The following is a 23,607-nucleotide window of genomic DNA, read 5'->3' on the forward strand; positions in this document are numbered from 1 at the left end:
TTTTTGTTCTCTACGATGTGCTCTGTTCTTCTGCCAAAAATAGACTCTGCAAGTCACCCGTCAGTGTGTCGTTGTCTATGCCGTAAGTCAGAGAAAACGCATCGTTTACACCCTCTATTGTGCTGACGCCATCCATGATTCCCAGAAGGTTCGATGTGGTATCGACCATTGTCTGCCTGATGACTTCAAAGAAAACTTCTCGCTGTTCGGTAGGTAGCGAGTTGAACAAGGTTAAGGCTCGCTTCCAGTATTCGTCGGTTGCATCGTCAATGGTCGTGTTGGCGAAAAGCTGTCTGTAAATACAAATATTCTCCTCCACGACAGCCGTTTTAAGTCCAATGACAAAGTCTTTCGGGGAGATCGGGTTGCTGCTCACTTGGAGTAGGCCTCGGGATAAGCGTCTTTGTTTATTGAGGGGGCAGGATGCTCACCGACCCCATCGCCACGGCTACCAGCGCGTCGTCCAACCCTACCAAATCAACGCTTGCGCAATCTGATTCGCCTCATTCCCGGTTTGCCCACCGTCCATGATCGGCGCCCGCAGTAACGACCGTACCCCCTCGCGATCCACAATCCAGAACGCCATCTTCGTGGGCGTCTTCCGCTGGATGCCAGCCACGAAGTCGTCAGACACGGGGCCTTGTTCGCCAGGCAGCTTCGTTACATCGAACTCCCATATCTGCCCGGTTGTTAGCGACTTCCCGGGTTCGGCCGATTTGGGTGAAAACTTCGTCTTGCGCATATCTGCGGCTTGTAGCCCCAGCTTTTTCACCATGAAGGCGCGCAGCAACGACTCAAGTTTTTCGTCCGATGTCTGAGCCGAATCCACGGTGAGGCCTAGTTGTGCCCCTGTTTGCAAATTTTCGTAGTAGAAACGATTTTCCGTGTCCGTTCTCAAACGGTAGTCGCCCACGCGCAAGGGCAGGTGAATGCCTTTCCAGCTATTCACCAGCGCATTTTCATCCTTCGGTGTTCCCCAGCCGAGCGTGGCATCGCTTTGCTGCCATTCGATGAGCTTCCGGTTCAGGGCGATGGCCTCCTGAGTTCTGCCCTGGCGGTAGGCGATGTCCGCTGCGTAATCCAGCGCAGTGCGGTAGAGGGGTAGATAGGAAGAGCCATTCTCCCAGGCAGGTAGGGCCAAACCCAGCGAGTGGCGAGCGGCGTCGAGGTCGCCGTGCCGGTACTGCGACACGCCGATAAGTGTCTGCACTCGCGCAACTTCATCAGCGAAAAAAGCGTCGGGCAGTGCTTTTTTCGCCAACTCAGCGGCCTTGGGCCAGCCGCCTGGACGCTCCCAAGACGTATCCATGTCTTGGATTTGCTCGGCCATCGTGCGTTCGCGGAACAGCGTAGGTGCGCTTTGCCATTTCAGTGCCGCGAACAACTTGTGCATCTGCTCAACGGCTTGGGCCTCGTCTCCTGATCTGAACATCACATCAATGTCCATGCGCCAGTCGCCGCGCAACGCCGTCCAGCGAATATTGGTGCATTGCTCGCCATCACACTTTTCTGGGCTTCCCATTTTTGCGGAGGTCAGGTCGTCGAAGGGGAGGTCGGGCATCGCCGATGCAAATGCTCGACTCTTAGGCTGTTCCTGATAGGGTTTGAGCCAATCCTGGCGTTGCGATGCCGTGTACTTGCGTTGTGCTTCGTCATAAACCAGCGAAATCTCGGCGCTCAGGCGGCCGTTCGCCAACGCCTGCGTGTAGAGGAGGTTGGTGGTGACATCACGCCTTTCTGCGGGCTCAAACTTCGCCAGTTTCCATTGCCCCAGCAGGAGTGGCATCGAGAAGTCAGCCAGTTCGTAATGCAAGCGCGGCTCGTCCGGCGACAAGCGCCACAGACCGAGCTCGGGGCTGTTGATCGTGAAGAGCTTTTCCTGCAAGCGTGCGACCTCAGCTCGTTCACCCGCCGTCATGCTTGCCTCGATCGCCACGCCCAGCATCCTCGCGATGCGGAAGTCGCGCCTGCTTGTCGACCCGACAGCGGCTGATTCCCGCTCCCAATACGCGATCTGCTCTTCGGCGGCTTTCCGGACTTCGTCGTATCGCCCTTGCTGATGCAGCAGGTCGACGAGCAAGGCGCCCGCCTCGAGATCCGTGTAATCCATGGCGCTCCCCTTGCGGCCTGCCTCCATCGCCGCGCGGGCGGCGACCGTAGCCTCTGCCAGTGATTTCTCGCTGCTCAGGCGTTGTGCCTCCTGCATCAACTGAGCTGGACTGGGTGGCCGAGCTTTTGCCTGATCTGCTGGCACCGCCCAGGCGGCGGAGCAGGTTGACAGCAGGATCGCGGTAAAGAGGGCGCAGTGTCGGCGTCGTATCGAATGCTTCATGGTTGTCTCTCTGACACATGTCCAATGGGCTTGCCGCACAGACATGTAAAAAATGCGCAGCTCGGCGCGAAGGCGCCTCGCAATCTGAATGAACCTAACGCTCAGGGTGACGAGCCCCGAACTCACAGGGGCCGTTTGACCACCCATTTTTTTATCGCGGGATCAATAGACTCGTCCGCTTCAACCTGCGCCGGCGTTTGATGGAACGCCATGCCATTGCCACAGAACGCAGTGAACACATCCCCGTTGAAACTGTAGAGCTCGACACTCGTGACGGTCTCACAGGCATCACTCGCCACTACCTTTCGGGCGAACTTGACCCGAGACGATTGATAAGTGTCGTACCAGTCTTTGAAATAGGCTTTGGATCGGGCCGCGGATGCACCGGGACTCAGGATATTGTTGGCAATCCGGGCGTCGAGCGGGCTCGTCGCGAAACTCGAATATGGCTGGATATCCTGGGGGCTGACAGGGTAGACACGCGCATACCCTTTTTGGATGTCGATTTTAACCACCTGCAACTGGGCTTCTTCTGGATAAACTTTGTAGACGACATCCAAAATTCCCAGGAGTGGGTGGGGTGTTTCTTTGCCGACGTAGATGAACTTCTCTTCAATGTTCAGGTTGAAGCGCTGGACTATTGCGTCGATTTGGTTGAGCCGCTTTTGTTCTTCCAAGCTGCTTTCCGCAATGGCGACTGGCTTCAGGTTTTTCAGTTGTTCGGGTATTGGCGAGATCTGGACCTGGATGTCTGCCTGGGCGCTGAGGGCGGTGGCTGCCAAGATCAAGGGGATTATGGGTTTCAACATGCGTCCTGCTCCTTGTGGGAAATCTTCCTGGTTTTGCTGTGTGTGTTTTGCGGCGAAGGGGGGCGCTGGGCAGCTCCGTCAAAGAAAAAAATCTGTCTGCTTTATGTTGGTATTTTGTTCGACTCGCCAAGCTTAATCTTGAAGTAGTCCACCAGGTTCTGTCCTTCTGAAAATGCCTTTCTGATCTCAGCACTTTCCTTAATCAGTTCCTTGCTAGGTACTGCATGTTCTTCAATTGGGCGCGGTAGCGACCACTCAAGAACTTCCCTTGGGAAGCCTGTCTTAGGGCGGTTATTGATCCAAGCGGCAAGGTAACAAGGAATCGTCCAACCACTGAAAAATTGAATGATCAAGAAGCCGAAGAGATATCGAAGCAATGAATGATGGGAGCGATAACCTTTTCTACACATATGAAAGTAGGCGACCGAGCCTGCTTCGAATTCATCCGATTGCCCCTCGGGCAAGGCTCGCGGTCCATCTTCCATATAGACACGGATTGCCTCCCACTCAGCGATAGCCTGATTCAAATTTCCACTTGGAACACTGATCCAAAGCACATCGCCATTTTTCGTCTCACGTAGCCCAATCATTAATTTGAATTCAGGAATGACAGCATATTGAGTGATCAATTTGCTGATCGAGACACTCGCAATGACTTCCTCCCACTGTACATAACGTGGGGTCATGCCTTTTTTGGGAACAAAGACGACCTCGCGACGCTGACGATTGAAGCGTACAGGAGGTTGATTGCTTACCCGACGAATTGCAAAGAAAAACACGCAAAGGTAGAGAGTGGCCAGCGCCCCCACAAAGCCCCAAACGGCAATGCTTGTGAAGAAATCCAGCCAGCTACTCCAGAAAGGTTCTATGTCACGTCTTATCCAGGATCCGAAACCCGTTGTGAAAAACAAAAAAATCAACAGGAACATTACCGCCCCGATTCCGGCTCGAGTCATAAACTCGAAGCTGCCTCTAGAAACGGCAAAGTCCAAGACTACTTCATCGGCATAGCGGTGTAGCTGGCGTGCACTGAAAGGCTGCACTCCAGTTGGCACTGGCTTTGGTGATAAATAGAGTGTTTCAGTGCCTGATTCTCTGTCGATGTCACCTGCTTGAGGCAGTTGGTCATATCTATTTTTCAAGGGTATGGCTCGTCAAGTGGAGGTCTCGGGTTCTTGAGTCGGTTCGGCAAATTTCACCTTAAAGTAATCCAACAGGTTTTGGCCGTTGGCAAAAGCCTTCCGTATTTCGATGCTTTCCCTGAGTAGTTCTTCACTAGGCATTGCATGTTGTTCAGTGGGAAGAGATTGTGACCATTTTTGAACCTCTTTAGGGAAGCCCGCCTTGGTGCGGTTATTGACCCAGCCGGAGATGTAGCACGGCAACGTCCAACCGCTAAGAAACTGAACCATCAAGAAGCCAACAACGTAACGGAAAAAGGAGTGATCCGAACGATACCCCTTACGACACATGTGGAAGTAAGCAACAGTACCCTCTTCAAACTCCTCTGGTAGAGGTGTTGGCAGAGCTGAGGGGCCTCCTTCCATATAGCTGCGGATGGCTTCCCATTCGGACACAGCCTCATCCAGATTTCCGCTGGGCACGGTGACCCAAAGTACAGATCCATTGTTGGCATCGCGCAGTCCCATCATCAGCTTGAACTCGGGTATGACTGCGTATTGGGTGATGAGCCTGCCTACGGAAACGCATGCGATGATACTTTCCCAAGCAACATAGCGTGGCTTCGCACCTCTATATGGTACGTATACAACTTCCCGTCGCTGACGATTAAATCGAATTGGAGGATGAGTGCTGACCTGCCGGACTGCATAGCAAAATATGCCTAGGTACATGATGGTTAGAAAACCGAGAAATCCCCAAACCACCCAACTCATGAAAAGATTATTAAAACCGCTTAAAAAAGGCTGGTGATGTGTACGTAGCCACGCACCAAAAACGGAAGCCCAGAAAAAGAATACCAACATGCACATTACCGAGCCAATGGCTCCCCTTGCCATAAACGCGAAGGCTCCTCGAGTCAGGGCGAAGTCGAGATAAACGTCATTTGCATCACGATGCAATTGTCGGCTGCTGAAAGCAGGCATTCCTGTTGGTAATGGTTTCGGTGATATATAGACAATCTCATTGCCGGACTCTTTTTCAAAGTCTCCAGCATGAGGAAGGCGGTCATATTTATCTTTACACATCCAAGTGCTCATTAAAAATAGGTGGCTTTATTTTTTTGGAATTCTTTAAATAAAATTAATCTGCCCGCTTCGCACGTTGACGTTTAACCACGATGAACTTCATCAAAGTCATCAGCCTTCGGCGTCGCCTGAATCCCTTTAGCTTCTTGAGCACGGTAGTAAGCTTCGATGCTCAAAGACGGATCAGTTCGAGCCTTGATGATGCAGGGCTGTTTTTGCCAAGGGTATTGCTGCAACTGTTGGGTCAGTTGTTTGAGACCTGTTGCCAACCAACCCTTTTCCGACTGGTCACGCCAGCGTCTCGGGTTACGGCCCGTTTTGGCGTCGTAGGCGGCAGTTACCGGGTCGTGGTGACGACTTTGCTCCAGCACTGGCAGGTCGGGCAGCGGTTGGGTGACATCCATGTAGCGTTGCAGGCAATCCCAGAAGGCCAGTGCATTCGCCTGGTCGAGGCCCAAGGCGTGGACTTTGGTGGCCAGACAAACCTTGTTGTCGGTATAGCGGTGATGCAACCACAGGGCGTAGTCATGGGAGCCATAACCGCTGGGAAGCAGTTGCAGCACTGGGTCGAATTCTTCGAACGGCGCAACGAAGAGGCGGCGGAAACGGCGTTTGAAGCGAAGCATGCCGTCGATGCGGTTGAACTCGCTGCCGTCGTAGGTGGTGATTTTGCTGTGGAGCCATAGTAGGCAATCAAAACCGATGGCACCCATGAAGTAGAGGAAGGCACCGAACCATAGGGCTACTTGCAGTTGATCATTACCCCACAGTGAGCCTGTTATCCTAAATACGATTCCGGCACAAATAATAAAGCCGATAATTTGTACGTGGTGAACAATTTTCTTTCCTGTCATAAAAAGTGTTAAGGAGCCTAGGGAAAGAAGAGGAAAAACTATTAAAAAAAGCAGTAATGATGAATCGCGCAAATACTGTGCTACTTTCGGTCCGGGAAGAAGTGCGCCAAAGATCCATACCCCCCAAAAGACCCATATAAACGGAAAGCTCATCAGCTTCAGCAAAAATAGTAAATGTGGAATTTTGCTAGAGTTTTGAAAGCGCCAACTTTTAGCATCACAATAGATTTCTTCCTTTTTTCCTTGTTCCTGCTGCCGTTGGTAGCGTATGTGCTCTTCACCTTGCAACTGGGGCGTGATCTCCATCGCCGGTTCCAGATTGGCGTAATGACCAAAGGCGAGATGGGTATCAAAGTTCCCTGAGCGATTGGCATCTTCCGCCCATTTCGGCGGTGGTAGAGGTTCATGACTATTGCTGCGATAAGCACTGGCAGCGTACGGGGTATCCATTTGTACGGTCATACAGAGAACTCAGTGTTTTGAGGTGCCAATCCCTAGCGGTTGCCGGGCGTGGATGAAGTCATGGCTGATTCTTGGCGGTCATGCTGCTTCCAACTCGGCCTGTTGCTGACGGATAGCCTGTTCCAGCTCTGGAGAGCGCTGGGACCATTGTTCGGGCGACAGAGGTTTGGACCACTGGCGGCACCAACGTTTCTCCGGGGCAGTTCACTGCCAGGGCGGTGCATGCAACACCTTTACCGCTTGATCCACATGGGTGTCAGGCAGGACTCGACCGTAGCCATCGACGAGAAAACGGGTACGACGGGTTCAACCGGGCAGGTTGCGAGAGAGGGCAACCCTGCAGTTAAAAACTGCAGGGAGAGTTGGCTTTTTGCCTTGACTGGAGACCGGCTAATGGGTGTCCCGTTTACCTTGTCCGTCCACCTTGTTTTAATGCAAGCAGATTAGGTCTGAAAAAGCACCTTTGTTTGTGTAAAACATCACGCCTTTTTCTTTCCGCCGTTTTCTGCCTGATAAACCTCTGCAAAAATTTCAGTGATTGAGCGCAGGGGTTTTTGCTTTTTCAGTTCTTTGACCCGTTTACTCAGTCTTACCAAAATTTCACTTGGCTTAGCCCATTGCTCTTCGGGTAGCGGTTCGGACCAATCACGCATGACTTGCGGTAGTGCCTTACGTCCGACTTTCGCAATGCGACGAATCTCCCATTCAACAATTCGATTGGGCAGCGTCCAGAACGTCATGACGTGGTAAAGGTACCAAAAGAATGCATAGACCCAACCAATTTCCTTTTCGCGAATCCTGCGATGCAGACGTGCTCGCGCATTTCGGAACGTGTGCATTCCTTCATGGGGCGGATCGTTGGGACCTTGCAGGTCCATGGGGTCTTGAATGCTTTTGAGGTCATGGACTTCGTACTCCATGTAGGCACGTACAGCTTCCCAATGGGCAATCGCAAGCGGCAGGCCTCCACAAACGAATTCGACGCTGACCAACTGCCCCTCATGGTGGAATCCCATACCCATGCCGTACTGTCGTCGTATGCCGTATTGAGTGGCACCCTGTGCCTGGACGACCCAGGCAGATAGCGATTCCCATGGGACAAAAACTGGAAGAATGGCTCCCGCGGGCATGAAACAAACCTCGCGGCGTTGGCGATTGAAACGGGTGGGGATTACTTGTGTGTACCTATTATGGTTATAGATCCATACGCTTAAACAAATGGTAAGCATAGCCACATATAACCAAATAGCGGACTCCCATGCTGCTAAAAAGACACCAGTCACAGCGTTCCAAACGTCTGCCCATCCGAATCCACTGCTAGCTATTAATAGCCCAACGACAAACGGGATGCCAAAGACTATTAAAAATGCAACGGTAAATGGTCCCCCAAGTGTCATTTGCCATGTGAATACCTGAGGAGTACCGCCGCCGAAGTCCAAATATGTATTGTTGAGGGCGCTGATATAAGGACTATTTGGTGACGTTTCAGTAGGCAGAGGTAATGGAGCAAGGTAGGTAGTTTGCCCGGATGGGAACTGTTCAATATTTCCGGCGTGATATGATATTTTGGCGTTCGGCGCAGTTAAGGGCGCATTAAGAAAGTTCGGCATGCAAAGTCAGCTCCAGAGTCATGGGGTCCACTTCTAATAGGGGAGCCTGAGGAATAGGAGGCGTTCGATCGACTGATGGGAATAAGCCGCTTTCCCGAGGATTGAGGCGTATGTAGTGGGTCCGCTTTTGGGGTTGTCCGGTCGCGGTATTTTTTTGAATGGCTACTGCAAGCATAAGCTCTTCACGCACCGTCCCTACAATACGCTCAACGGTTTGCGGATACTCGATACATAGTACTAATTCCTTTCCATCCACTCGGCGTAGTCTTGTTTCGATTGTGTCGCTAAGAATTTCCCAGCGTTCGGTGGTTTGAGAGCGGCCCTGAACAATAGTTGAAATTCGGTATGCGCCAATTGCTACCTGGTAGTTGGGTTTGCCCGCCAGCGGAGATTGAAAATCGATAAGTTTAAGGCCGGAGACTAACAGATGAATATCCCCGATCTTGGCTGTTAGAAGTAGGCTTTTCCACCATGAGTCATGTTTCGTGAGGCCTACTTGTACAGTCGGGGATTGTACTGCGGAGATAAGCGAAAGTTGATATTCGCTCAAGCTTAGAAACTTGCGTCTATCCGAATCTAATCCCCAGGGCGTACTTTGTAGCCATTGGTCGTGTGAGGTTGTGTTGTAGCGGTTATAGAGCCAATTACCACTTAATTCTAAAGCTGTGAACAAAGCACCTGCTAGGTTCGCTCGAAAGAATACGCTAGACAAACGGGCTCCTGATGCAGCCCAAGCAGCAGTGCGTATAGCCCCTTGTTCAGCGGCGAGTATGGTGTAGCCAGCGTGTACTGTACTGGCAACGCCATACGCATTGCTTCCTAGCAAACCTCCTGAACCAATCATCGACAAGGCTGCTCCGTTTTGGGCTCCGCCGTTTCCACTACGCACGGCCTGTTCCCAACTACTTTGATAGCTTTTGAGACTTGCCCCAGCCGCGTACATGCCGAAGCCGTAAGTCATGATGCCTAGACCTAAGTGCAGTTTTCCCATTTGAACGTGTAAGCTTTCTACAGCATGGTTTTGCAATCCCTTAGCCAGTAGGGAGCTACGAGTAGTTAGGGCTGTGTCGAATATGCCCTGTGCTGCGGCAAAACCCGCGGCACCAGTGGCTGCTGCAGCATTTAACACGGGAAGCCATACCTGTTTTTCCTTGTTTGTAGTAGCCACTTCCGTTGCAAGTTGCTGTAAATTAATAGCTTGTGCAATAAATAATAAGAGCGCCGCCCCATCGCCCATCAGATTCTGTTTTGGCGCTGCTCTGACGCCGTTACGGAAGTTCTTCATCAGCCCTGATATTTCTTGCTGGTTTGCAGGGGGAAATACAACGGTGATGCCTGCACGTACAGGTGTTGCCCCGTAGACCCGGACACTACTATCAGGTAACTCGCCAATAGGACTTATTCCACTGGCCAGACGAGCTTCGGTGCCGGCCAACTGCTTTCGGGCTATTTCTATGTCAGCTTGAAGTTGTTGAGCACGCGGCGACTTGTGGCCCACAGTGCCTTTTACCTGTTTGCGCTCGCGATTGAGTTTTTTCAGGTGTTCCTTTTCTTCAAACAGATCTTTCAGTGCGCTTTTCAGGGCTTGTTTTTCGGCATCCGATGCCACAGAAAAAGTCACGCCCTCACGTTTTGCCGCATCCAGAATTCGAGTTGGTAATGCCTTTGGTAAGTTACGAAACAACTGATCAAGGTCTGGCATGGCTTGGCCTTTAAGCACCTGATCAAAGTCAGCGAAAACTTTTTCAACGCCTCGGTTTAGCGCCGGGCTCATGGTCTGCTGAGCGGCGTCGGCTACCGCGCGAGTGTCTTCAGGAAGTTGGTCGAGCGCCGGCAAACGATTTTCTTCAATTTCCTTGAGGCTTTTCAGGTGCTCGGGCAAGTTGTTAAACAAAGTAATGCCAGCAGCCTGCGCGAAAGCATACTGAACCCATACAGTGGTTTGTTCGCTATAGGGCAGAGCATAAAACATGGGTCGGCTGAATTGCGGCTCTGTCTCTATGTATTTGCGAATTGCATCGCACGCTTCATCGCTGCGGCAGATATCCTTCAGAGATGCGTACTCTGTTGCGAAGGCCTGGCCAACCTGTTTGGCATTCTGGGGGTCGTAGTACCAGGCAGTTTTATGAAAACGTCCGGCGCAAAGCATTGCTGTCCGATCAGCAGTAATTTGGTCGAGTAGTTTGTTCCAGCGCTTGATTGATGTCCGGTACTCGAACAGAGCGTTGTCCATCGCCTCACGGTCGATCAAGTCATTGACGCCGCGTTGGCCCATCTTGGCGCCATTCAGTACATCCCTTATCCGGCGATCCTGCTCTTTACCGAGTTTAAGCAGCGCTTCGAAATGTTTATCGACGAAGTCTTGCGGAGAAGCCTTGAAGTGTTCGCGCGTGTAGTAGCGGCGGTCGGTGTCTTCAATATTTTGAGTCGCTACGATTTGGCCTGCGGCAGAGCCACCATACATTGCTATTTGCGATGCGTTATCCAAGGCCTGCTGTTGCAATTTGTCAAGTTCTGGTGGAACTGGGCTTCCATTCGGCGGGGTCATCAATCCCCCTTTGTTGAGGTAGTCGAGCATGGCTTGACGCGTAGTGTCTCGCTCAGGTGCCTGCATCTTTTCCAGATCGCCAAGCATCAATTTGATAGCGGGATCATCGCTGGCATCTGATAGACCACCCATATCTTGTTTGGTTAGCTGAGTTAGCGATTCGATATAGCATGCCAGCAGATAGTCGCGCTCGTTGGCTCCTTCCTGGGTTCCGCCTTTGGCCCATGTTTCAATCCAATCGACTACGTGATCTTGATAATTGGCAAGATCCCGAAGTACACCAATATGATCCTCCACCACCAGATACAGTACGTCTTGTCGGTACTCCGCTTCTATGCAGCCACTCAGCGAATTCATCGAGGATTCACGAAAACGCTCAGGCATTTCCCACAAATACGGTTTGCGTTCATTCTCTGGGGTGGCATGAACGGTGACTGGTGGAAGCATGTTGCCCTGTATTTCCGGCTCATTTCGTTTGCGCCGTTCAGCGTTTTCCGCATCAACGACTGCCTTCAGCTCAGCATCATCCTTAGCTTTTTGCTCGCTTTGCACACGAGCAGTCGCTACCTCCGCCAACCAGCGTTCGGCCAGAGCGGGTGTTAGCAAACTTGGCCCTCCTGTTTCACAGTTGGCCTTGCTCAGGTCGACGGCTTGCATAAAGAACTTGCGTTCAGATTTGCTCTTGAGCACCTGCCGGCATTTCTTTGCGGTCCACTGAACTTCTGAATACGTGACATAGAGAGTGCTGCGTGTTGAAAACGTCAACACAGGTTTCTTGATGGGCTGGTCCCGGGTGTCGCTTTGCACTTCAGTCCCTTGCCAGAGCATCGCACTGACTAGACCATCGATGATCCGATACTCAGATAGTTCACCGTTCTGACTGTCAATTACATAAAGCCAGCCATCGCGTAAAAGGCGTATGCCGAGGGGACGAGTGCCGAGTTTGTACGGGACAGGAATTTCACTCGACGGATCAAGAGCAGTGCCATTCACCAAGCCATAGCGCAAAGGTACCAGTTGGATTTTTCCCTTCATCAGCCAGCAGGTACCCGTTGAACACTTGGCGTCTTCGCGGCTCACGCTGACGTTGTTGGGGTTTTTTCCTGAGGTTGTTGAGGTGGTCATCCTGGATTCCTTTGCAGGCTTTCAGCCCGTTCCTTGGCGATACTGGCGACGTATTCAAGTCGTTGTGTGGGTGTCCGCTCTGAGGTTGTTTCAAGCAAAGCGTCGAGATCCGGATGCTCTGCCAATGCCATTATCCCGAGAAAGCCATGGATATTGGCATAAAGCGTAATTTCAAGTTCGCTGCTAAAGCCCCGATCATATGAGCGTGAAGCGAGTTCGTTCAGATATTCCCAGCGCTCCAGTGCCTTCAGATTCATCTGGAACGCTGGAAAATATTCGTTCATATGCTGGTCCAAGCGCATGACAACGGACCTGAAATTGACTTCATCCAGCAACGTGACTTGTGATTCGCTCAACCGGTAAGGTTTTGCGTGAGAAGCCATAGGAACGCCTCCCGGACGATGGTGTTGATGCCAGCATCCCAGAGCGGCATCGGCTGTAAGTACCTGCACGCAAGGTCCGAACAACGTGGCGTCTTTCGATTCCTCAGCCTGACCAAGCAGGGTATGCGCTACCGCTGGGTCCGCTAAACGAAGTAGTACTTCTAGATCTTGAGGGTGAGTAACGCTGGTCAACCAGCGAAAGTGATCCAGCATGTTTTGCCAAGGCTGATCACTGAACACCAAATAACCCCATTCCTCATCAGCGTGCGCTAGAAACTGTTGAAAAATCGGATCGCTCGGCCCACTAAGGCGTATAAGACACGGAGCGATATCGTTCAAAGCAGACCAGCGCGTTCCTAGATAAAGTGGCTCGAAATCGGGAGCATCCGACCAGGTATACAACTGTCGGGGTAACATTTCGACACTGACACCATCCAGCAGTAATGCGACACTTCCCCGCCAGTGCAGGTCATGAGGTAGTCGGGCTCCCAGAGAGGATTCAGGCTTTAGCATTTAGCGCCTCCAATCGGGCCTTTTCACAGATCGCGCAAATCGGCTTCTTCTGCATCAACGCCTGCCGCTGCGCCGGCACCAACAACTCCCCAGCCTTATCCGCATCCGCCTGCTTCAACGGCCCCGGCAACAACGGCGCGGCCCCGGTCCCATTCCCCGGACTGCCCCCCGAGTTCATGTTGATCACCGGCCCACTCAAGGTCACGCCGCCGGCGTCGATCTTGATGAAGCTGCCCCCGCCAATCAGGGTCAACTCGCTGCCGGCTTCGAGCACGACTTTCATGCCGCTGCTCAGGTGAATCTCTTGCCCGGCCTCGATGAACTGCCCAGTCCCAATCTTGACGTGCTGGTTAACCCCCACGGTCAAATGATCATTCGCCTGCGTCTCCACCTTCCGGTCTGCATAAACCGTGTGGTGTTCTTCAGCCTTGAACTCCGTATAGCTGTTCTTCTCAACCGTATCGTGGCGTTCATTGCCGACGCGAATCTTCTGGTCGTGTTCGACGTTTTCATCCCAGTCGCGTTGGGCGTGGAGGAAGATTTGTTCCTGGCCTTTTTTGTCTTCGATGCGCAGTTCGTTGTAGCCGCCGCCACCGGGGGAGCTGAGGGTTTTGAAGGTGCTGCGGGTTTTGTTGGCCGGCAGTTCGTAGGGGACGGTGTTTTCCTTGTGGTACAGGCAGCTGCTGATCAGGGGTTGGTCGGGGTCGCCTTCAAGGAAGGTCACCAGCACTTCCATGCCGATGCGCGGGATGGCGATGCCGCCGTAGTGGGCGCCGGCCCAGGCGGAGGAGACGCGTAGCCAGCAGCTGGTTTTGTCGTCGGCCTGGCCCTCGCGGTCCCAGTGGAATTGGACTTTGACGCGGCCGTATTGGTCGCAGTGGATTTCTTCACCTTTTGGCCCGGTGACGACGGCGCTCTGGCTGCCGAGGATTCGCGGTTTTGGGTGGTTCAGCGGTGGGCGATTCGGCACGTCCCACGGGGTGGCCTGGAAGCGGTTGCGATAGCCTTGGTGGAAGTCATCTTTCAACGCCGTGGTGTGGCTGGTGACCGACTCTTCCAGCACTTGCGGCTGTTTGCCTTCGTGGAGGATTTCGGTCAGCAGCCACAGGTCGTTCCACTTGGCTTTCGGGTGTTGGGTCAGGGCCAGGAAGTGGCCGCTGACCAGCAGCGGTTGATCGCTGCGGCCTTCGGCGAGCTGGAAGTCGCTGCGGTGACGTTCGAGGGCGCGTTTGGCCAGGTGCTTGCCGCGTTCGCGGTCGATGAAGCGGCCGGGGTAGTCGTAGTCTTCGAGGTCGGGCAGGGCGTCGCCGCGGTTTTCGCTTTCGAGGGTGAGGCGCGGTTTTTCGAAGTCGTAGTCGCGACGGGTGGTGCGGCTGGTGCGGGTTTCCAGGCGCAGGTCGAAGCGCTTGATCACCGGGTCGTTGGCGACCATGCCGGAGTCTTGCTGGTAGGCCACTGGTGCGAGTTTCGGGAATACCGTCTGGTCATCGCCGAACACCAGTTTGTGGGCCGTGGCGCTGTGCTGGAAGTGGTAGTGAATACCTTCTTCCTCGCACAGGCGCTGGATGAAGTGCAGGTCCGACTCATCGTATTGAACGCAGTAAATGCGCTCGGGATAAATCGCCCCGACTTTGAATTCGTAGGCGTTGCTTTGGATGCCGTGCTCTTCGAGGACCATGCCGACGATTTTCGGCACGGTGAGGTTCTGGAAGATGCGCTGGTTGATGCGGTGCGCCAGGTAGGACAGTTGCGGGCGCAGGGTCACCGCGTAGCGGGTCAGGCGTTTGCCGGAATCACCCTGGGCGGCGCGATAGATCTGGCCATGGATGCCGCTGCCGTCAGGCGAGAGCTGCAGAAAGGCCGGTTTGTGCAGGAGCGTTTCGAGGTCCAGGGACGGCTGTTCACTGACCAGCTCCACCTCAAACACAAAAGGCTGGCTGATGGCTTCCCGACCTTGCAGGGATAACACCTGAAAGTCGTTGGAAAGGCCTTCGATGGTCAGGGCAAAGTGGGTCTGATTGGCCGGCGCGAACATCCCTTGTTCCTCGTGCAGTGCTGCGGCGTAAACCAATACCCGATCAAAGGATCAGCAGACGCGAAATTCTGGAAAGGCGTAAACAACATCGACCAGCAGAGCTGGCCGATGCGTAAAGCGGTCAGCCGCGATTAAGCGACTGGTTGACGCCAGTCATCGGAACCCGAAGTACCGGATACTTCGTGGGTCCAGGTGATTTTACGGTAGGTGAACTGCACTTCTTCCAGGTGCGTGAAGTGGGAGTTCGACGGATCCTGGCAGTTGTGCATTTTGTTGTTGATGGCGACGATGATCGCGTCTTCCAGTTTGGTGGTGTAGTAGTGCTCTTGGGTCCCTTGGGCCGAAGTGCGGTACCACTGGATAACGATTTCGCTCATGCGCTCGCCGGAAGTCAGAGCAGCTTGCAGCAGTGGCGAAGCTTTGTCGTAGACCTTGGTGATCACAACTGGTTTGTGAACGCGCTGACCGGTTGGTTGGCCGGACTGCGGGTCACGCGGGATGATCACGTCGTGGCTGAACGCCTGAACCATGACCTGGTCTTCGTGACCTTCCTGGTAGGTGTTGCCAACGGAGTCAGCGGTGAATGCGCCAGCAGTGATCAGGCCTTGTTTTTCGCCAGTGACGGACATGTATGCAGGTGTTGCCATGGGATGCTCTCCTTGCTTGATAAATAGAGGTGCCCGGGAGGCGAAATCGCCCGGTGGGTGCATAACTGTTATCAAGGTCCGTGCCAGAAATTATGAGGGCTATATAAACCGGGGGGATGGCCGAGGTTTTTCAATCGCTTGGGTGAGTTTGGAGGGAAATCACCTCACAAAGTGCGCAAGAAGTTGCGCAGTACTGCGCAACTTCTTGCGCACTCGGCTACAGGCCACGGCGGGGTTGGCGCTTAGCGATATTGGAGGGCGTTTTCGCAAAATAAGTGCGCAACTTCTTGCGCATCAAGGCCATGCGCCATCATTCAGAGGCTGGCGCCGATTTGCTCGACAAACTGAGCGATGGTGGTGTCGTTGCGCCGGTAATAAGTCCACGGCCCGTTCCGCTGCGAGGTGACCAGATTGGCGCGTTGCAGGGCGGTGAGATATAGCGACACCGTGGACTGCGAAAGACCGACCTTTTCCTGAATGATGCTGACACACACACCGAATGCCTCCGGGTCGCGTTCCTGGGTCGGGAAGTGCACGCGCGGGTCCTTCAGCCACAGCATGATTTGCAGGCGTGTGGGGTTGGAAAGGGCTTTGATGATGTCGTTCAGATCAAGGGTCATGGTCGAGCCTGGGAGCCTGTGTGCTGCGTCGAAATAAGCCGAAACCCTGAGGCCGGCAGATCGTCCCGCGTATCAAGGGCCCGATCTGCCGCGCAGTTTACAGGCTCGGCTGGTAGCGCGGGTAATCGCTGTACCCGACGGCGGTTCCACCATAGAGGCTGGAGGTGTCCAGCTCATTGAGCGGCCATTGATTCAGCAGGCGCGCGGGCAGGTCCGGGTTGGCGATAAACCAGCGGCCGAAGCCGATCAAATCCCCCCAATCGGCGTTCAGCACGTTGTCGGCGCGTTCGCCCGAGTACTTGCCGGCGTACATCAGCAACCCGCTGAACGCCTCGCGCACGGCTTGGCGGAAGGTGATTGGCAGTTCCGGGGCGTTATCCCAATCGGCTTCGGCCAGGGACACGTAGGCAATGCCGATCTGTTCCATCAATCTGACGGCTTCCAGATAAGTTTCGTGCGGGTTCTCTTCCACCAGTCCGAGGTAGACCCGCGCTTCATCGGTGCTGGCGAACAGTGGTGCAAACCGCACGCCGACCCGATCCTTGCCCACCACCGCCGCCACGGCTTCGGTGATTTCCCGCAGGAAACGCAGGCGATTGCTCAGCGAGCCGCCGTATTCGTCAGTGCGCTGGTTGCTGTGTTCAGAGATGAACTGATTGACCAGGTAACCATTGGCGCAGTGCAACTCGACGCCATCGAAACCGGCTTCCACGGCATTGCGTGCCGCTTGAGCGTAAAACTGGACGAGTTCTTTGACCTGTTCGGTGCTCAAGGCTTGCGGCACCGACGGTTCGGCCAGCGCACCCGTGCCCGGGCCGGTTTCGATAAACACGCTGACCGCCGTCGCCGGGATGGCCGAAGGTGCGATCGGTGCGGCGCCACCCGGTTGCAGCGAGGTGTGGGAGACCCGGCCGACATGCCACAACTGGGCAAAGATCGGCTTGCCTTCAAGGTGCACCGCTGCGGTGACCTGTTTCCAGCCGTCGATCTGTTCCTGGCTGTGAATCCCCGGCGTCCAGGCGTAACCCTGGCCGCGCGGTTCAATCTGAATGCCTTCGGTGATCAGCAAGCCGGCGCTGCTGCGCTGACGGTAATACTCGGCCATCAGGGCGTTGGGAATGTTGCCGGGCTGAGTGCTGCGCGAACGGGTCAGCGGCGGCAGCACCACGCGGTTTTGCAGGGTGAACGGGCCGAGGCGGATGGGCGTGAAGAGGGTGGAACCGGTCATCGGTAAGTCCTGTAAAGCGGAATGAGTGCGTTCGTGCGCCGTCAGCCGTGGCTGAGCAGGGTGCGCTGTGAACGCCTTTATAGAAGTATCACGATATTGCGATATATCAATATCTAAATTTGGAAAGCTTCCATATGATCCGGTCACTCGGTGAAACGAACCGCCCAACCGGGTGGTCAATGACTCAGTACCCAAGCGCCAATGAGCGTCCGACTATTCCTGAACTCAAGTGAGAACGACATGAAAGTCCTGATGGTTCTAACGTCCCACGATCAATTGGGAAACACCGGTAAGAAAACCGGCTTCTGGCTGGAAGAGTTCGCTGCGCCGTATTACACGTTCAAGGACGCCGGCGCTCAGCTGACCCTGGCCTCGCCCAAGGGCGGCCAGCCACCGCTGGACCCGAAAAGCGACGAGCCGGACGCGCAAACCGCCGCCACCGAGCGCTTTCGCAAGGACTCGGCTGCGCAATCCGCGCTGGCGTCCACGGTTTTGCTGAGCAGCGTGAAGGCTGAAGATTTCGATGCCGTGTTCTATCCGGGTGGCCATGGCCCGCTGTGGGATTTGGCGGAAGACCCGCATTCGATCGCGCTGATCGAGGCGTTTTATAAGGCGGGGAAACCGGTTGCGACGGTCTGCCATGCGCCGGGTGTGTTGCGTCACGTCAAGGATGCGGACGGTCAGCCGTTGGTCAAAGGCAAGCGCGTGACGGGGTTCAGCAACAGCGAAGAAGAGGCCGTGCAGTTGACCGATGTGGTGCCGTTTTTGGTCGAGGATGTGTTGAAGGCCAATGGCGGGATTTATTCGAAGGGTGCTGATTGGGCGAGCTATATCACCACCGATGGATTGTTGCTGAGCGGGCAGAATCCGGCGTCTTCCGAAGCGACGGCCGAAGCGTTGTTGGCAGCGTTGAAAAAGTAAGATCAAAAGATCGCAGCCTTCGGCAGCGCCTACAGGAGGACTGCGGAAGGCTGCGATTTTTTTCAACGATTCAACGCTGCGAAACACTCATCGATCGACCGTTGCTGCGTCGCGGCATACAACCCCAACTCATCAATGGTCGAGCGCCCCAGCGCTTGCTCGAACGCCTGTTGATTCGAATGCACGCCATAGTGTGTTTGCGCCGCATCCCCCAGGTTCGACTGGAAAATCCCCGCCGCACTCACCGGCAAAAAGTCCTCGTACACCAGTGGTTCAACCCGCACATACCCGGCGCTGAGCAAGTCCTCTAGTGAGACACCGTTCAGCCCATCCGCCGCCAATCCCTTTTCCGTCACGAAGTAGCGAAAGTACGCCAGTTCCTGTCGGCGCATGCCCTCAAGGGTGTCAGGGAATTCGCCAAAGTGCTGGGCCATCAATTCGTTGTAGCGGGCGGCGTTGGCTTCGTTGGGGAAGTCCTTAAGTTCGTCCCGGGCGGCATTGAGCAAACGGTCATACAGCGCCCGACCTTTAGAGGTGAGCGCCGCACCACGTTGTTCGATTTCACCGAATCGGGCGCTATGGCTGCCGCGTGTCTGGTCTTGATCGGTAAACGCAATCGGCTCGTCCAGCGCTTTGAAACTGGTTTGGCGCAGCAGGATCGGGCACTGGCGGCGCGGTGGGCCTTCGATCACGGCTTTGGGGGTGATGCCGTGGGCGGGCATTTGCGCCTGGACGATATCGATGTCCAAGGTGCGCGGCGTCAGGTGGTTGATGTGCGGGCCTTTGAACGCCACCACGTCGGCGATCAGTCGATGCTGGGCGCTGAGTTGCTGGTATTGCGCGGCGGTGACGGTGGCGCTGTGGTGCCAGCGGAAGGTTTCCAGGGCTTGTTCGACGAAGTCCCAGGCGTGTTTTTCGCTGAGCCCGCCTTGGGTTTCGGCCTGCTCGATCAACAGCAACGCAGTCGGGGTGAAGATCTGGCGTTTATCCAGCACTGATTGGGCGAAAGCGCGCAGTTCCAGGTCTTCGATCAGCTCCAGGCGTAGCAACGAGGTGAACACCCGGAACGGGCTCACCTGCAGCGCCGCCTCATGCACCGCGCGGAACGCTGTTGAGTGCACCGGCACCCCGGCAGGCGTCAAGTCGTAATAGCCCACCGGTTGCATGCCCATCACCGCGAACAGCCGGGCGAGGGTGGCCAGTTCAGCGGCGCTGCCGACGCGAATCGCGCCGTGGCGTTCGAGGTCCAGGCGCTGGATTTCGCCGGTGCTTTCAAGCTGCCGGGCAATCTGCGGCTCGCTGGCCAGCACCTGGCGGTTGGTCTGTTCCACCAGTTCCATCAGCGCGCCGTACAGCGGCACTTCTTCGCGGTACATGTCGGACATCGCTTTGGAGAAGCGTCGGCGGATCAGGTCGGGGCTGACGAAGCTGGCGTGGCTCATGAAAAAAATTCCTGGCGCGGTGACAGAGAGGATGGGGGAAAAGATCGCAGCCTTCTGCCACGCCGACAAACGAAGATTCCTACGAACTTCATTCTCCCAGCGACTGGTCCACTAATTCGATCCAGTGCCGGACCTGGGTTCGCCCGGCGCTGGCGAGGTGGCTCTGGCAGCCAATGTTGGCGGTGACGATCAGTGACGGATGGCCGCTTTCCAGGGCGTTGAGCTTGTTGTCCCGCAGTTGTCGGGCCAGTTCTGGTTGAGTCAGGGAATAAGTCCCGGCGGACCCACAACATAAATGACTGTCCGGCACGGCGGTGAGGTTGAAGCCCAATCGGCTCAGCACCGCTTCTACCGCACCGCCAAGTTTCTGCGCGTGCTGCAAGGTGCAGGGGCAATGGAAGGCGATTCGCTGATCCGTTGCGGCGCAGACCCGTTCCAAGGGTTCATCGGCCAGCACTTGCACCAGATCCAAAGCCAGCGCACTGACCCGCAGCGCCTTGGCCGCATACACCGGATCGCCTTCCAGCAAATGCCCGTAATCCTTGATGAACGCACCGCAACCACTGGCGGTTTGCACAATGGCTTCAGCGCCGTTTTCCAGATGCGGCCACCACGCGTCGATGTTGTGCCGCGCGCGCTCCAATCCCTTGGCCTGGGCGTCGAGGTGATAGTCCAGCGCACCGCAGCAACCGGCCTCCGGCGCCGGGATCACACTGATCCCCAACCGATCCAGCACTCGCGCCGCCGCGGCATTGGTATTGGGCGACAGGCCGGGTTGCACGCAGCCTTCGAGCATCAACACCCGTCGAGCGTGCCGAGGGGCAGGGCGCTCGCCGGTGGCGGGCAGGTTGTGGGGCAACTTCGCTTCAACCGTGCGTGGCAATAACGGCCGGAACGTCGCGCCGATCCGCAGCAGCGACTTGAACAGGTTCGGGTTCGGCGCCAATGCCCGCAACCCTTCGCGCAGCAGCCGTTGACCGACCGGGCGCGGCACCGCTTGATCGACCACGGCCCGGCCGATGTCGAACAGGTTGTGATAATCCACGCCGGACGGGCAGGTGGTTTCGCAGTTGCGGCACGACAGGCAACGGTCCAGGTGCAATTGGGTTTTCGCCGTGGCCGGGGCGCCTTCGAGCACTTGCTTGATCAGGTAAATTCGCCCGCGCGGGCCGTCCAGTTCATCGCCCAGCAATTGATAGGTCGGGCAGGTGGCGTTGCAGAACCCGCAATGCACGCAAGTGCGCAGGATCTTTTCCGCTTCCTCGGCCCGAGGGAGCTTGCGCGACTGTTCGCTCAGGGTGGTTTGCATGCTAGAGCTCCGCGAACATCCGTCCGGGGTTGAACAGCCCTTGCGGGTCCAGTTGCGCCTTGAGTTGCCGGTGGTAGCGCAGCAATGCCGGGGCCAGTGGCTGGAAAGGCGTGTCGCTGGCGCCGTGACTGAAACAGGTGGCATGGCCGCCCAGTTCATGGGTCAGCGATTGAATGTTACTGGCCTCGGATTTCAACCAGCGTTGCGCGCCGGCCCAGTCGATCAGTTGTTCACCGGGCAGCGACAACGGTCCGAGGTTGTTGGGCAGGGATAGCCGCCATAAAGGCAGACCCTCATCGAAAAACGCTAGTCGCTGCTCGTTCAACTCGGCCCAGTACGCCGAATCCAGCGGTTCGCCGCCCAGCCGTTGATGAGCTGCTGTCACTGAGCCTTCGCCACCTTCCAATCGCAGAAACAGGCGTTGACCATCATGGCTGGCGGCGCTGATCGGCAGCGGTTGCTGGCCCCATTCGGCGAGCTTGCCCAGGGCGCGGGCGCTGTCGAGTTCCAGGCTGATGCTCAAGCATTGCCGGGGTTTTGGCAGCACTTTGAGCGAGACTTCGGTCAGCACGCCGAGGCAACCGTAACTGCCCACCAGCAGGCGCGACAGGTCATAACCGGCGACGTTTTTCATCACTTCGCCGCCGAAACGCAGGTGCTTGCCGAGGCCGGTGATGACGCGGGTGCCGAGGACAAAATCCCGCACCGAACCCGACCATGGCCGCCGTGGTCCGGACAATCCCGCCGCAATCATCCCGCCCACCGTGGCGCCTTCGCCGAACGACGGCGGCTCGCAGGGGAGCATTTGCCCTTTAGCATCGAGCGCCGCCAGCAGTTCGGTCAAAGGCGTACCGGCGCGAACGCTGACCACCAGTTCCGTCGGGTCATAGCTGACAATGCCGCGGTGGGCGCGGGTGTCGAGCACTTCCCCGGCCACCTCGCGGCCAAGAAACGCCTTGCTGTTGCTGCCCTGAATCCGCAACGGCGTGGCGTTCTCCCGGGCCTGATTGACCTGCGCGAGCAACGCCTCGCTGGCATCGAAATCCGCCATCAGAAACGCTCCAGCTCAGGGAAGGGCAGTTGCCCGGCGTGGATGTGCATCGCGCCGAATTCCGCGCAGCGGTGCAGGGTCGGGATGTTCTTGCCGGGGTTGAGCAGGCCCTGGGGATCGAACGCGGCTTTTACCGCGTGAAACAGGGTCAACTCGTCGTTGTTGAACTGCGCGCACATCTGATTGATTTTTTCCCGACCGACACCGTGCTCGCCGGTGATGCTGCCGCCGACCTTCACGCACAGTTCGAGAATCTGCCCGCCCAACGCTTCGGCCCGCGCCAGTTCGCCGGGCTGGTTGGCGTCGAACAGGATCAGCGGGTGCATATTGCCGTCGCCGGCATGGAACACGTTGGCGACCCGCAAGCCGTGCTCGGCGGCGAGGCGGGCGATGCCTTCGAGCACGCCGGGCAATTCGCGGCGGGGGATGGTGCCGTCCATGCAGTAGTAGTCCGGCGACAGCCGACCGATGGCCGGAAACGCATTTTTGCGTCCGGCCCAGAAGCGCACACGTTCGGCTTCGTCCCGAGCCTGGCGCACTTCGCTGGCGCCGGCCTGTTGCATGACCTCGCGCACGCGATTGCAATCGTCGTGGACATCGGCTTCGACGCCGTCCAGTTCGCAGAGCAGGATCGCTTCGGCATCCACCGGGTAGCCGGCGTGGATAAAGTCCTCGGCTGCTCGAATCGCCAGGTTGTCCATCATTTCCAGGCCACCGGGGATGATCCCGGCGGCGATGATGTCGGCCACGGCGCGACCAGCCTTTTCCACCGAATCGAAACTGGCCAGCAAGACCTTGGCGACTTGCGGTTTGGGCAGCAACTTGACCGTGACTTCGGTGATGATCCCGAGCAAACCTTCGGAGCCGGTGAACAGCGCCAGGAGGTCGAAACCCGGTGAATCCAGCGCTTCCGAGCCCAAGGTCAGGCGTTCACCTTCGACGGTGAGCACTTCCAGTTTCAGCAGGTTGTGCACGGTCAGGCCGTACTTGAGGCAATGCACGCCACCGGCATTTTCCGCGACGTTGCCGCCGATGGAACAGGCGATTTGCGAAGACGGGTCTGGCGCGTAATACAAGCCGAACGGCGCGGCGGCCTGGGAGATCGCCAGGTTGCGCACCCCGGGTTGGACTCGCGCGGTGCGGGCGGCGGGGTCGATGTGCAGGATATTGTTGAAACGCGCCATCACCAGCAGTACACCTTTTTCCAAGGGCAAGGCACCGCCGGACAATCCGGTGCCGGCGCCGCGAGCAACCACGGGCACCTGTTGGGCGTGACAGATCTCAAGGAGTTTTTGTACTTGCTCCAGACGCCGGGGCAGGGCCACTAGCATGGGTGTGGTGCGGTAGGCGGAGAGGCCGTCGCATTCGTAGGGCTTGAGTTCTTCTTCGCGCCAGAGCAGGTCCAGGTCGGGGATTTGCTGGTGCAGGCGGTTGAGCAGGGCGGCTTTGTCGACATCCGGCAAAGCGCCGTCGATGCGTTCGTCATACAGAATGTTCATCAATCCCATCCC

18 protein-coding genes are annotated in these 23,607 nt (G+C 56.1%); 1 reads left to right on the top strand and 17 read right to left on the bottom strand.

Features of this window, described 5'->3' with window-relative positions; translation table 11 throughout:
* Window positions 1-10: 10 nt before the first annotated feature.
* The 13 genes from ACA071_RS12160 to ACA071_RS12220 all read right to left on the bottom strand — a co-directional run bounded on the left by ACA071_RS12160 (window position 11) and on the right by ACA071_RS12220 (window position 17,373).
* A complete protein-coding gene (locus ACA071_RS12160) occupies window positions 11-376 on the bottom strand; it encodes a hypothetical protein (RefSeq protein WP_497644565.1) in 366 nt (121 codons plus the stop codon).
* A 93-nt stretch (window positions 377-469) separates the two neighbouring features.
* The gene (locus tag ACA071_RS12165; RefSeq protein WP_497644566.1) at window positions 470-2,332 is read right to left on the bottom strand and encodes a hypothetical protein; all 1,863 of its coding nucleotides are present in this window, start codon (window positions 2,330-2,332) and stop codon (window positions 470-472) included.
* 122 nt (window positions 2,333-2,454) lie between these two features.
* Window positions 2,455-3,141, bottom strand: a complete 687-nt coding sequence (locus ACA071_RS12170; RefSeq protein WP_497644567.1) for a hypothetical protein — start codon at window positions 3,139-3,141, stop codon at window positions 2,455-2,457.
* 101 nt (window positions 3,142-3,242) lie between these two features.
* Window positions 3,243-4,283 carry a DUF6708 domain-containing protein gene (locus ACA071_RS12175; RefSeq protein ID WP_497644568.1) on the bottom strand — a complete coding sequence of 347 codons (1,041 nt, stop codon included), beginning with the start codon at window positions 4,281-4,283 and terminating at the stop codon, window positions 3,243-3,245.
* A 12-nt stretch (window positions 4,284-4,295) separates the two neighbouring features.
* Window positions 4,296-5,348, bottom strand: a complete 1,053-nt coding sequence (locus tag ACA071_RS12180; protein ID WP_497644569.1) for a DUF6708 domain-containing protein — start codon at window positions 5,346-5,348, stop codon at window positions 4,296-4,298.
* A gap of 83 nt (window positions 5,349-5,431) precedes the next feature.
* Window positions 5,432-6,061, bottom strand: a complete 630-nt coding sequence (locus ACA071_RS12185) for a hypothetical protein (RefSeq protein WP_497645294.1) — start codon at window positions 6,059-6,061, stop codon at window positions 5,432-5,434.
* Between the two features lie 1,082 nt (window positions 6,062-7,143).
* Window positions 7,144-8,274 (bottom strand): hypothetical protein, encoded by a 1,131-nt coding sequence (locus ACA071_RS12190; RefSeq protein WP_497644570.1) that lies wholly within the window; start codon window positions 8,272-8,274, stop codon window positions 7,144-7,146.
* Window positions 8,258-11,947 carry a toxin VasX gene (locus ACA071_RS12195; protein WP_497644571.1) on the bottom strand — a complete coding sequence of 1,230 codons (3,690 nt, stop codon included), beginning with the start codon at window positions 11,945-11,947 and terminating at the stop codon, window positions 8,258-8,260. The genes ACA071_RS12190 and ACA071_RS12195 overlap by 17 nt, the downstream gene beginning before the upstream one ends.
* Window positions 11,944-12,843, bottom strand: coding sequence for a DUF4123 domain-containing protein (locus tag ACA071_RS12200; RefSeq protein WP_497644572.1), 900 nt, complete (start codon window positions 12,841-12,843; stop codon window positions 11,944-11,946). Before ACA071_RS12200 ends, ACA071_RS12195 begins: the two co-directional genes overlap by 4 nt.
* On the bottom strand, window positions 12,830-14,878 hold the full coding sequence (locus tag ACA071_RS12205) for a type VI secretion system Vgr family protein (RefSeq protein ID WP_497644573.1): 2,049 nt from the start codon (window positions 14,876-14,878) through the stop codon (window positions 12,830-12,832). The genes ACA071_RS12200 and ACA071_RS12205 overlap by 14 nt, the downstream gene beginning before the upstream one ends.
* A gap of 131 nt (window positions 14,879-15,009) precedes the next feature.
* Window positions 15,010-15,525 carry an Hcp family type VI secretion system effector gene (locus ACA071_RS12210; protein WP_054051032.1) on the bottom strand — a complete coding sequence of 172 codons (516 nt, stop codon included), beginning with the start codon at window positions 15,523-15,525 and terminating at the stop codon, window positions 15,010-15,012.
* A gap of 314 nt (window positions 15,526-15,839) precedes the next feature.
* Window positions 15,840-16,145, bottom strand: coding sequence for an ArsR/SmtB family transcription factor (locus ACA071_RS12215; protein ID WP_497644574.1), 306 nt, complete (start codon window positions 16,143-16,145; stop codon window positions 15,840-15,842).
* 97 nt (window positions 16,146-16,242) lie between these two features.
* Window positions 16,243-17,373 carry an alkene reductase gene (locus ACA071_RS12220; RefSeq protein WP_497644575.1) on the bottom strand — a complete coding sequence of 377 codons (1,131 nt, stop codon included), beginning with the start codon at window positions 17,371-17,373 and terminating at the stop codon, window positions 16,243-16,245.
* Between the two features lie 240 nt (window positions 17,374-17,613).
* Here ACA071_RS12220 and ACA071_RS12225 point away from each other — a divergent pair, with 240 nt between their 5' ends.
* Window positions 17,614-18,294, top strand: a complete 681-nt coding sequence (locus tag ACA071_RS12225) for a type 1 glutamine amidotransferase domain-containing protein (RefSeq protein ID WP_497644576.1) — start codon at window positions 17,614-17,616, stop codon at window positions 18,292-18,294.
* A 62-nt stretch (window positions 18,295-18,356) separates the two neighbouring features.
* Here the strand turns inward: ACA071_RS12225 and hglS are convergent, their stop codons facing one another.
* The 4 genes from hglS to glcD all read right to left on the bottom strand — a co-directional run bounded on the left by hglS (window position 18,357) and on the right by glcD (window position 23,595).
* Window positions 18,357-19,736, bottom strand: a complete 1,380-nt coding sequence (gene hglS, locus ACA071_RS12230) for a 2-oxoadipate dioxygenase/decarboxylase HglS (protein ID WP_497644577.1) — start codon at window positions 19,734-19,736, stop codon at window positions 18,357-18,359.
* Window positions 19,737-19,824: 88 nt separating this feature from the next.
* Window positions 19,825-21,045, bottom strand: a complete 1,221-nt coding sequence (glcF, locus tag ACA071_RS12235) for a glycolate oxidase subunit GlcF (RefSeq protein ID WP_497644578.1) — start codon at window positions 21,043-21,045, stop codon at window positions 19,825-19,827.
* Window position 21,046: 1 nt separating this feature from the next.
* Window positions 21,047-22,096 (bottom strand): glycolate oxidase subunit GlcE, encoded by a 1,050-nt coding sequence (gene glcE, locus ACA071_RS12240; RefSeq protein WP_497644579.1) that lies wholly within the window; start codon window positions 22,094-22,096, stop codon window positions 21,047-21,049.
* Window positions 22,096-23,595: a glycolate oxidase subunit GlcD gene (gene glcD / locus ACA071_RS12245; RefSeq protein WP_497644580.1), complete on the bottom strand. Its 1,500-nt coding sequence runs from the start codon at window positions 23,593-23,595 to the stop codon at window positions 22,096-22,098. Before glcD ends, glcE begins: the two co-directional genes overlap by 1 nt.
* Window positions 23,596-23,607 lie beyond the last annotated feature (12 nt).

It is taken from the genome of Pseudomonas sp. LBUM1646 (assembly GCF_059716165.1).

What these genes read in the sequence shown, in the direction of transcription:
- ACA071_RS12165 (WP_497644566.1), bottom strand. Translation starts at nt 2,332, where the DNA reads ATGAAGCATTCGATACGACGCCGACACTGCGCCCTCTTTACCGCGATC.
- ACA071_RS12170 (WP_497644567.1), bottom strand. Translation starts at nt 3,141, where the DNA reads ATGTTGAAACCCATAATCCCCTTGATCTTGGCAGCCACCGCCCTCAGC.
- ACA071_RS12180 (WP_497644569.1), bottom strand. Translation starts at nt 5,348, where the DNA reads ATGTGTAAAGATAAATATGACCGCCTTCCTCATGCTGGAGACTTTGAA.
- ACA071_RS12185 (WP_497645294.1), bottom strand. Translation starts at nt 6,061, where the DNA reads ATGGGTGCCATCGGTTTTGATTGCCTACTATGGCTCCACAGCAAAATC.
- ACA071_RS12190 (WP_497644570.1), bottom strand. Translation starts at nt 8,274, where the DNA reads ATGCCGAACTTTCTTAATGCGCCCTTAACTGCGCCGAACGCCAAAATA.
- ACA071_RS12195 (WP_497644571.1), bottom strand. Translation starts at nt 11,947, where the DNA reads ATGACCACCTCAACAACCTCAGGAAAAAACCCCAACAACGTCAGCGTG.
- ACA071_RS12200 (WP_497644572.1), bottom strand. Translation starts at nt 12,843, where the DNA reads ATGCTAAAGCCTGAATCCTCTCTGGGAGCCCGACTACCTCATGACCTG.
- ACA071_RS12205 (WP_497644573.1), bottom strand. Translation starts at nt 14,878, where the DNA reads ATGTTCGCGCCGGCCAATCAGACCCACTTTGCCCTGACCATCGAAGGC.
- ACA071_RS12210 (WP_054051032.1), bottom strand. Translation starts at nt 15,525, where the DNA reads ATGGCAACACCTGCATACATGTCCGTCACTGGCGAAAAACAAGGCCTG.
- ACA071_RS12215 (WP_497644574.1), bottom strand. Translation starts at nt 16,145, where the DNA reads ATGACCCTTGATCTGAACGACATCATCAAAGCCCTTTCCAACCCCACA.
- ACA071_RS12220 (WP_497644575.1), bottom strand. Translation starts at nt 17,373, where the DNA reads ATGACCGGTTCCACCCTCTTCACGCCCATCCGCCTCGGCCCGTTCACC.
- ACA071_RS12225 (WP_497644576.1), top strand. Translation starts at nt 17,614, where the DNA reads ATGAAAGTCCTGATGGTTCTAACGTCCCACGATCAATTGGGAAACACC.
- hglS (WP_497644577.1), bottom strand. Translation starts at nt 19,736, where the DNA reads ATGAGCCACGCCAGCTTCGTCAGCCCCGACCTGATCCGCCGACGCTTC.
- glcF (WP_497644578.1), bottom strand. Translation starts at nt 21,045, where the DNA reads ATGCAAACCACCCTGAGCGAACAGTCGCGCAAGCTCCCTCGGGCCGAG.
- glcE (WP_497644579.1), bottom strand. Translation starts at nt 22,096, where the DNA reads ATGGCGGATTTCGATGCCAGCGAGGCGTTGCTCGCGCAGGTCAATCAG.
- glcD (WP_497644580.1), bottom strand. Translation starts at nt 23,595, where the DNA reads ATGAACATTCTGTATGACGAACGCATCGACGGCGCTTTGCCGGATGTC.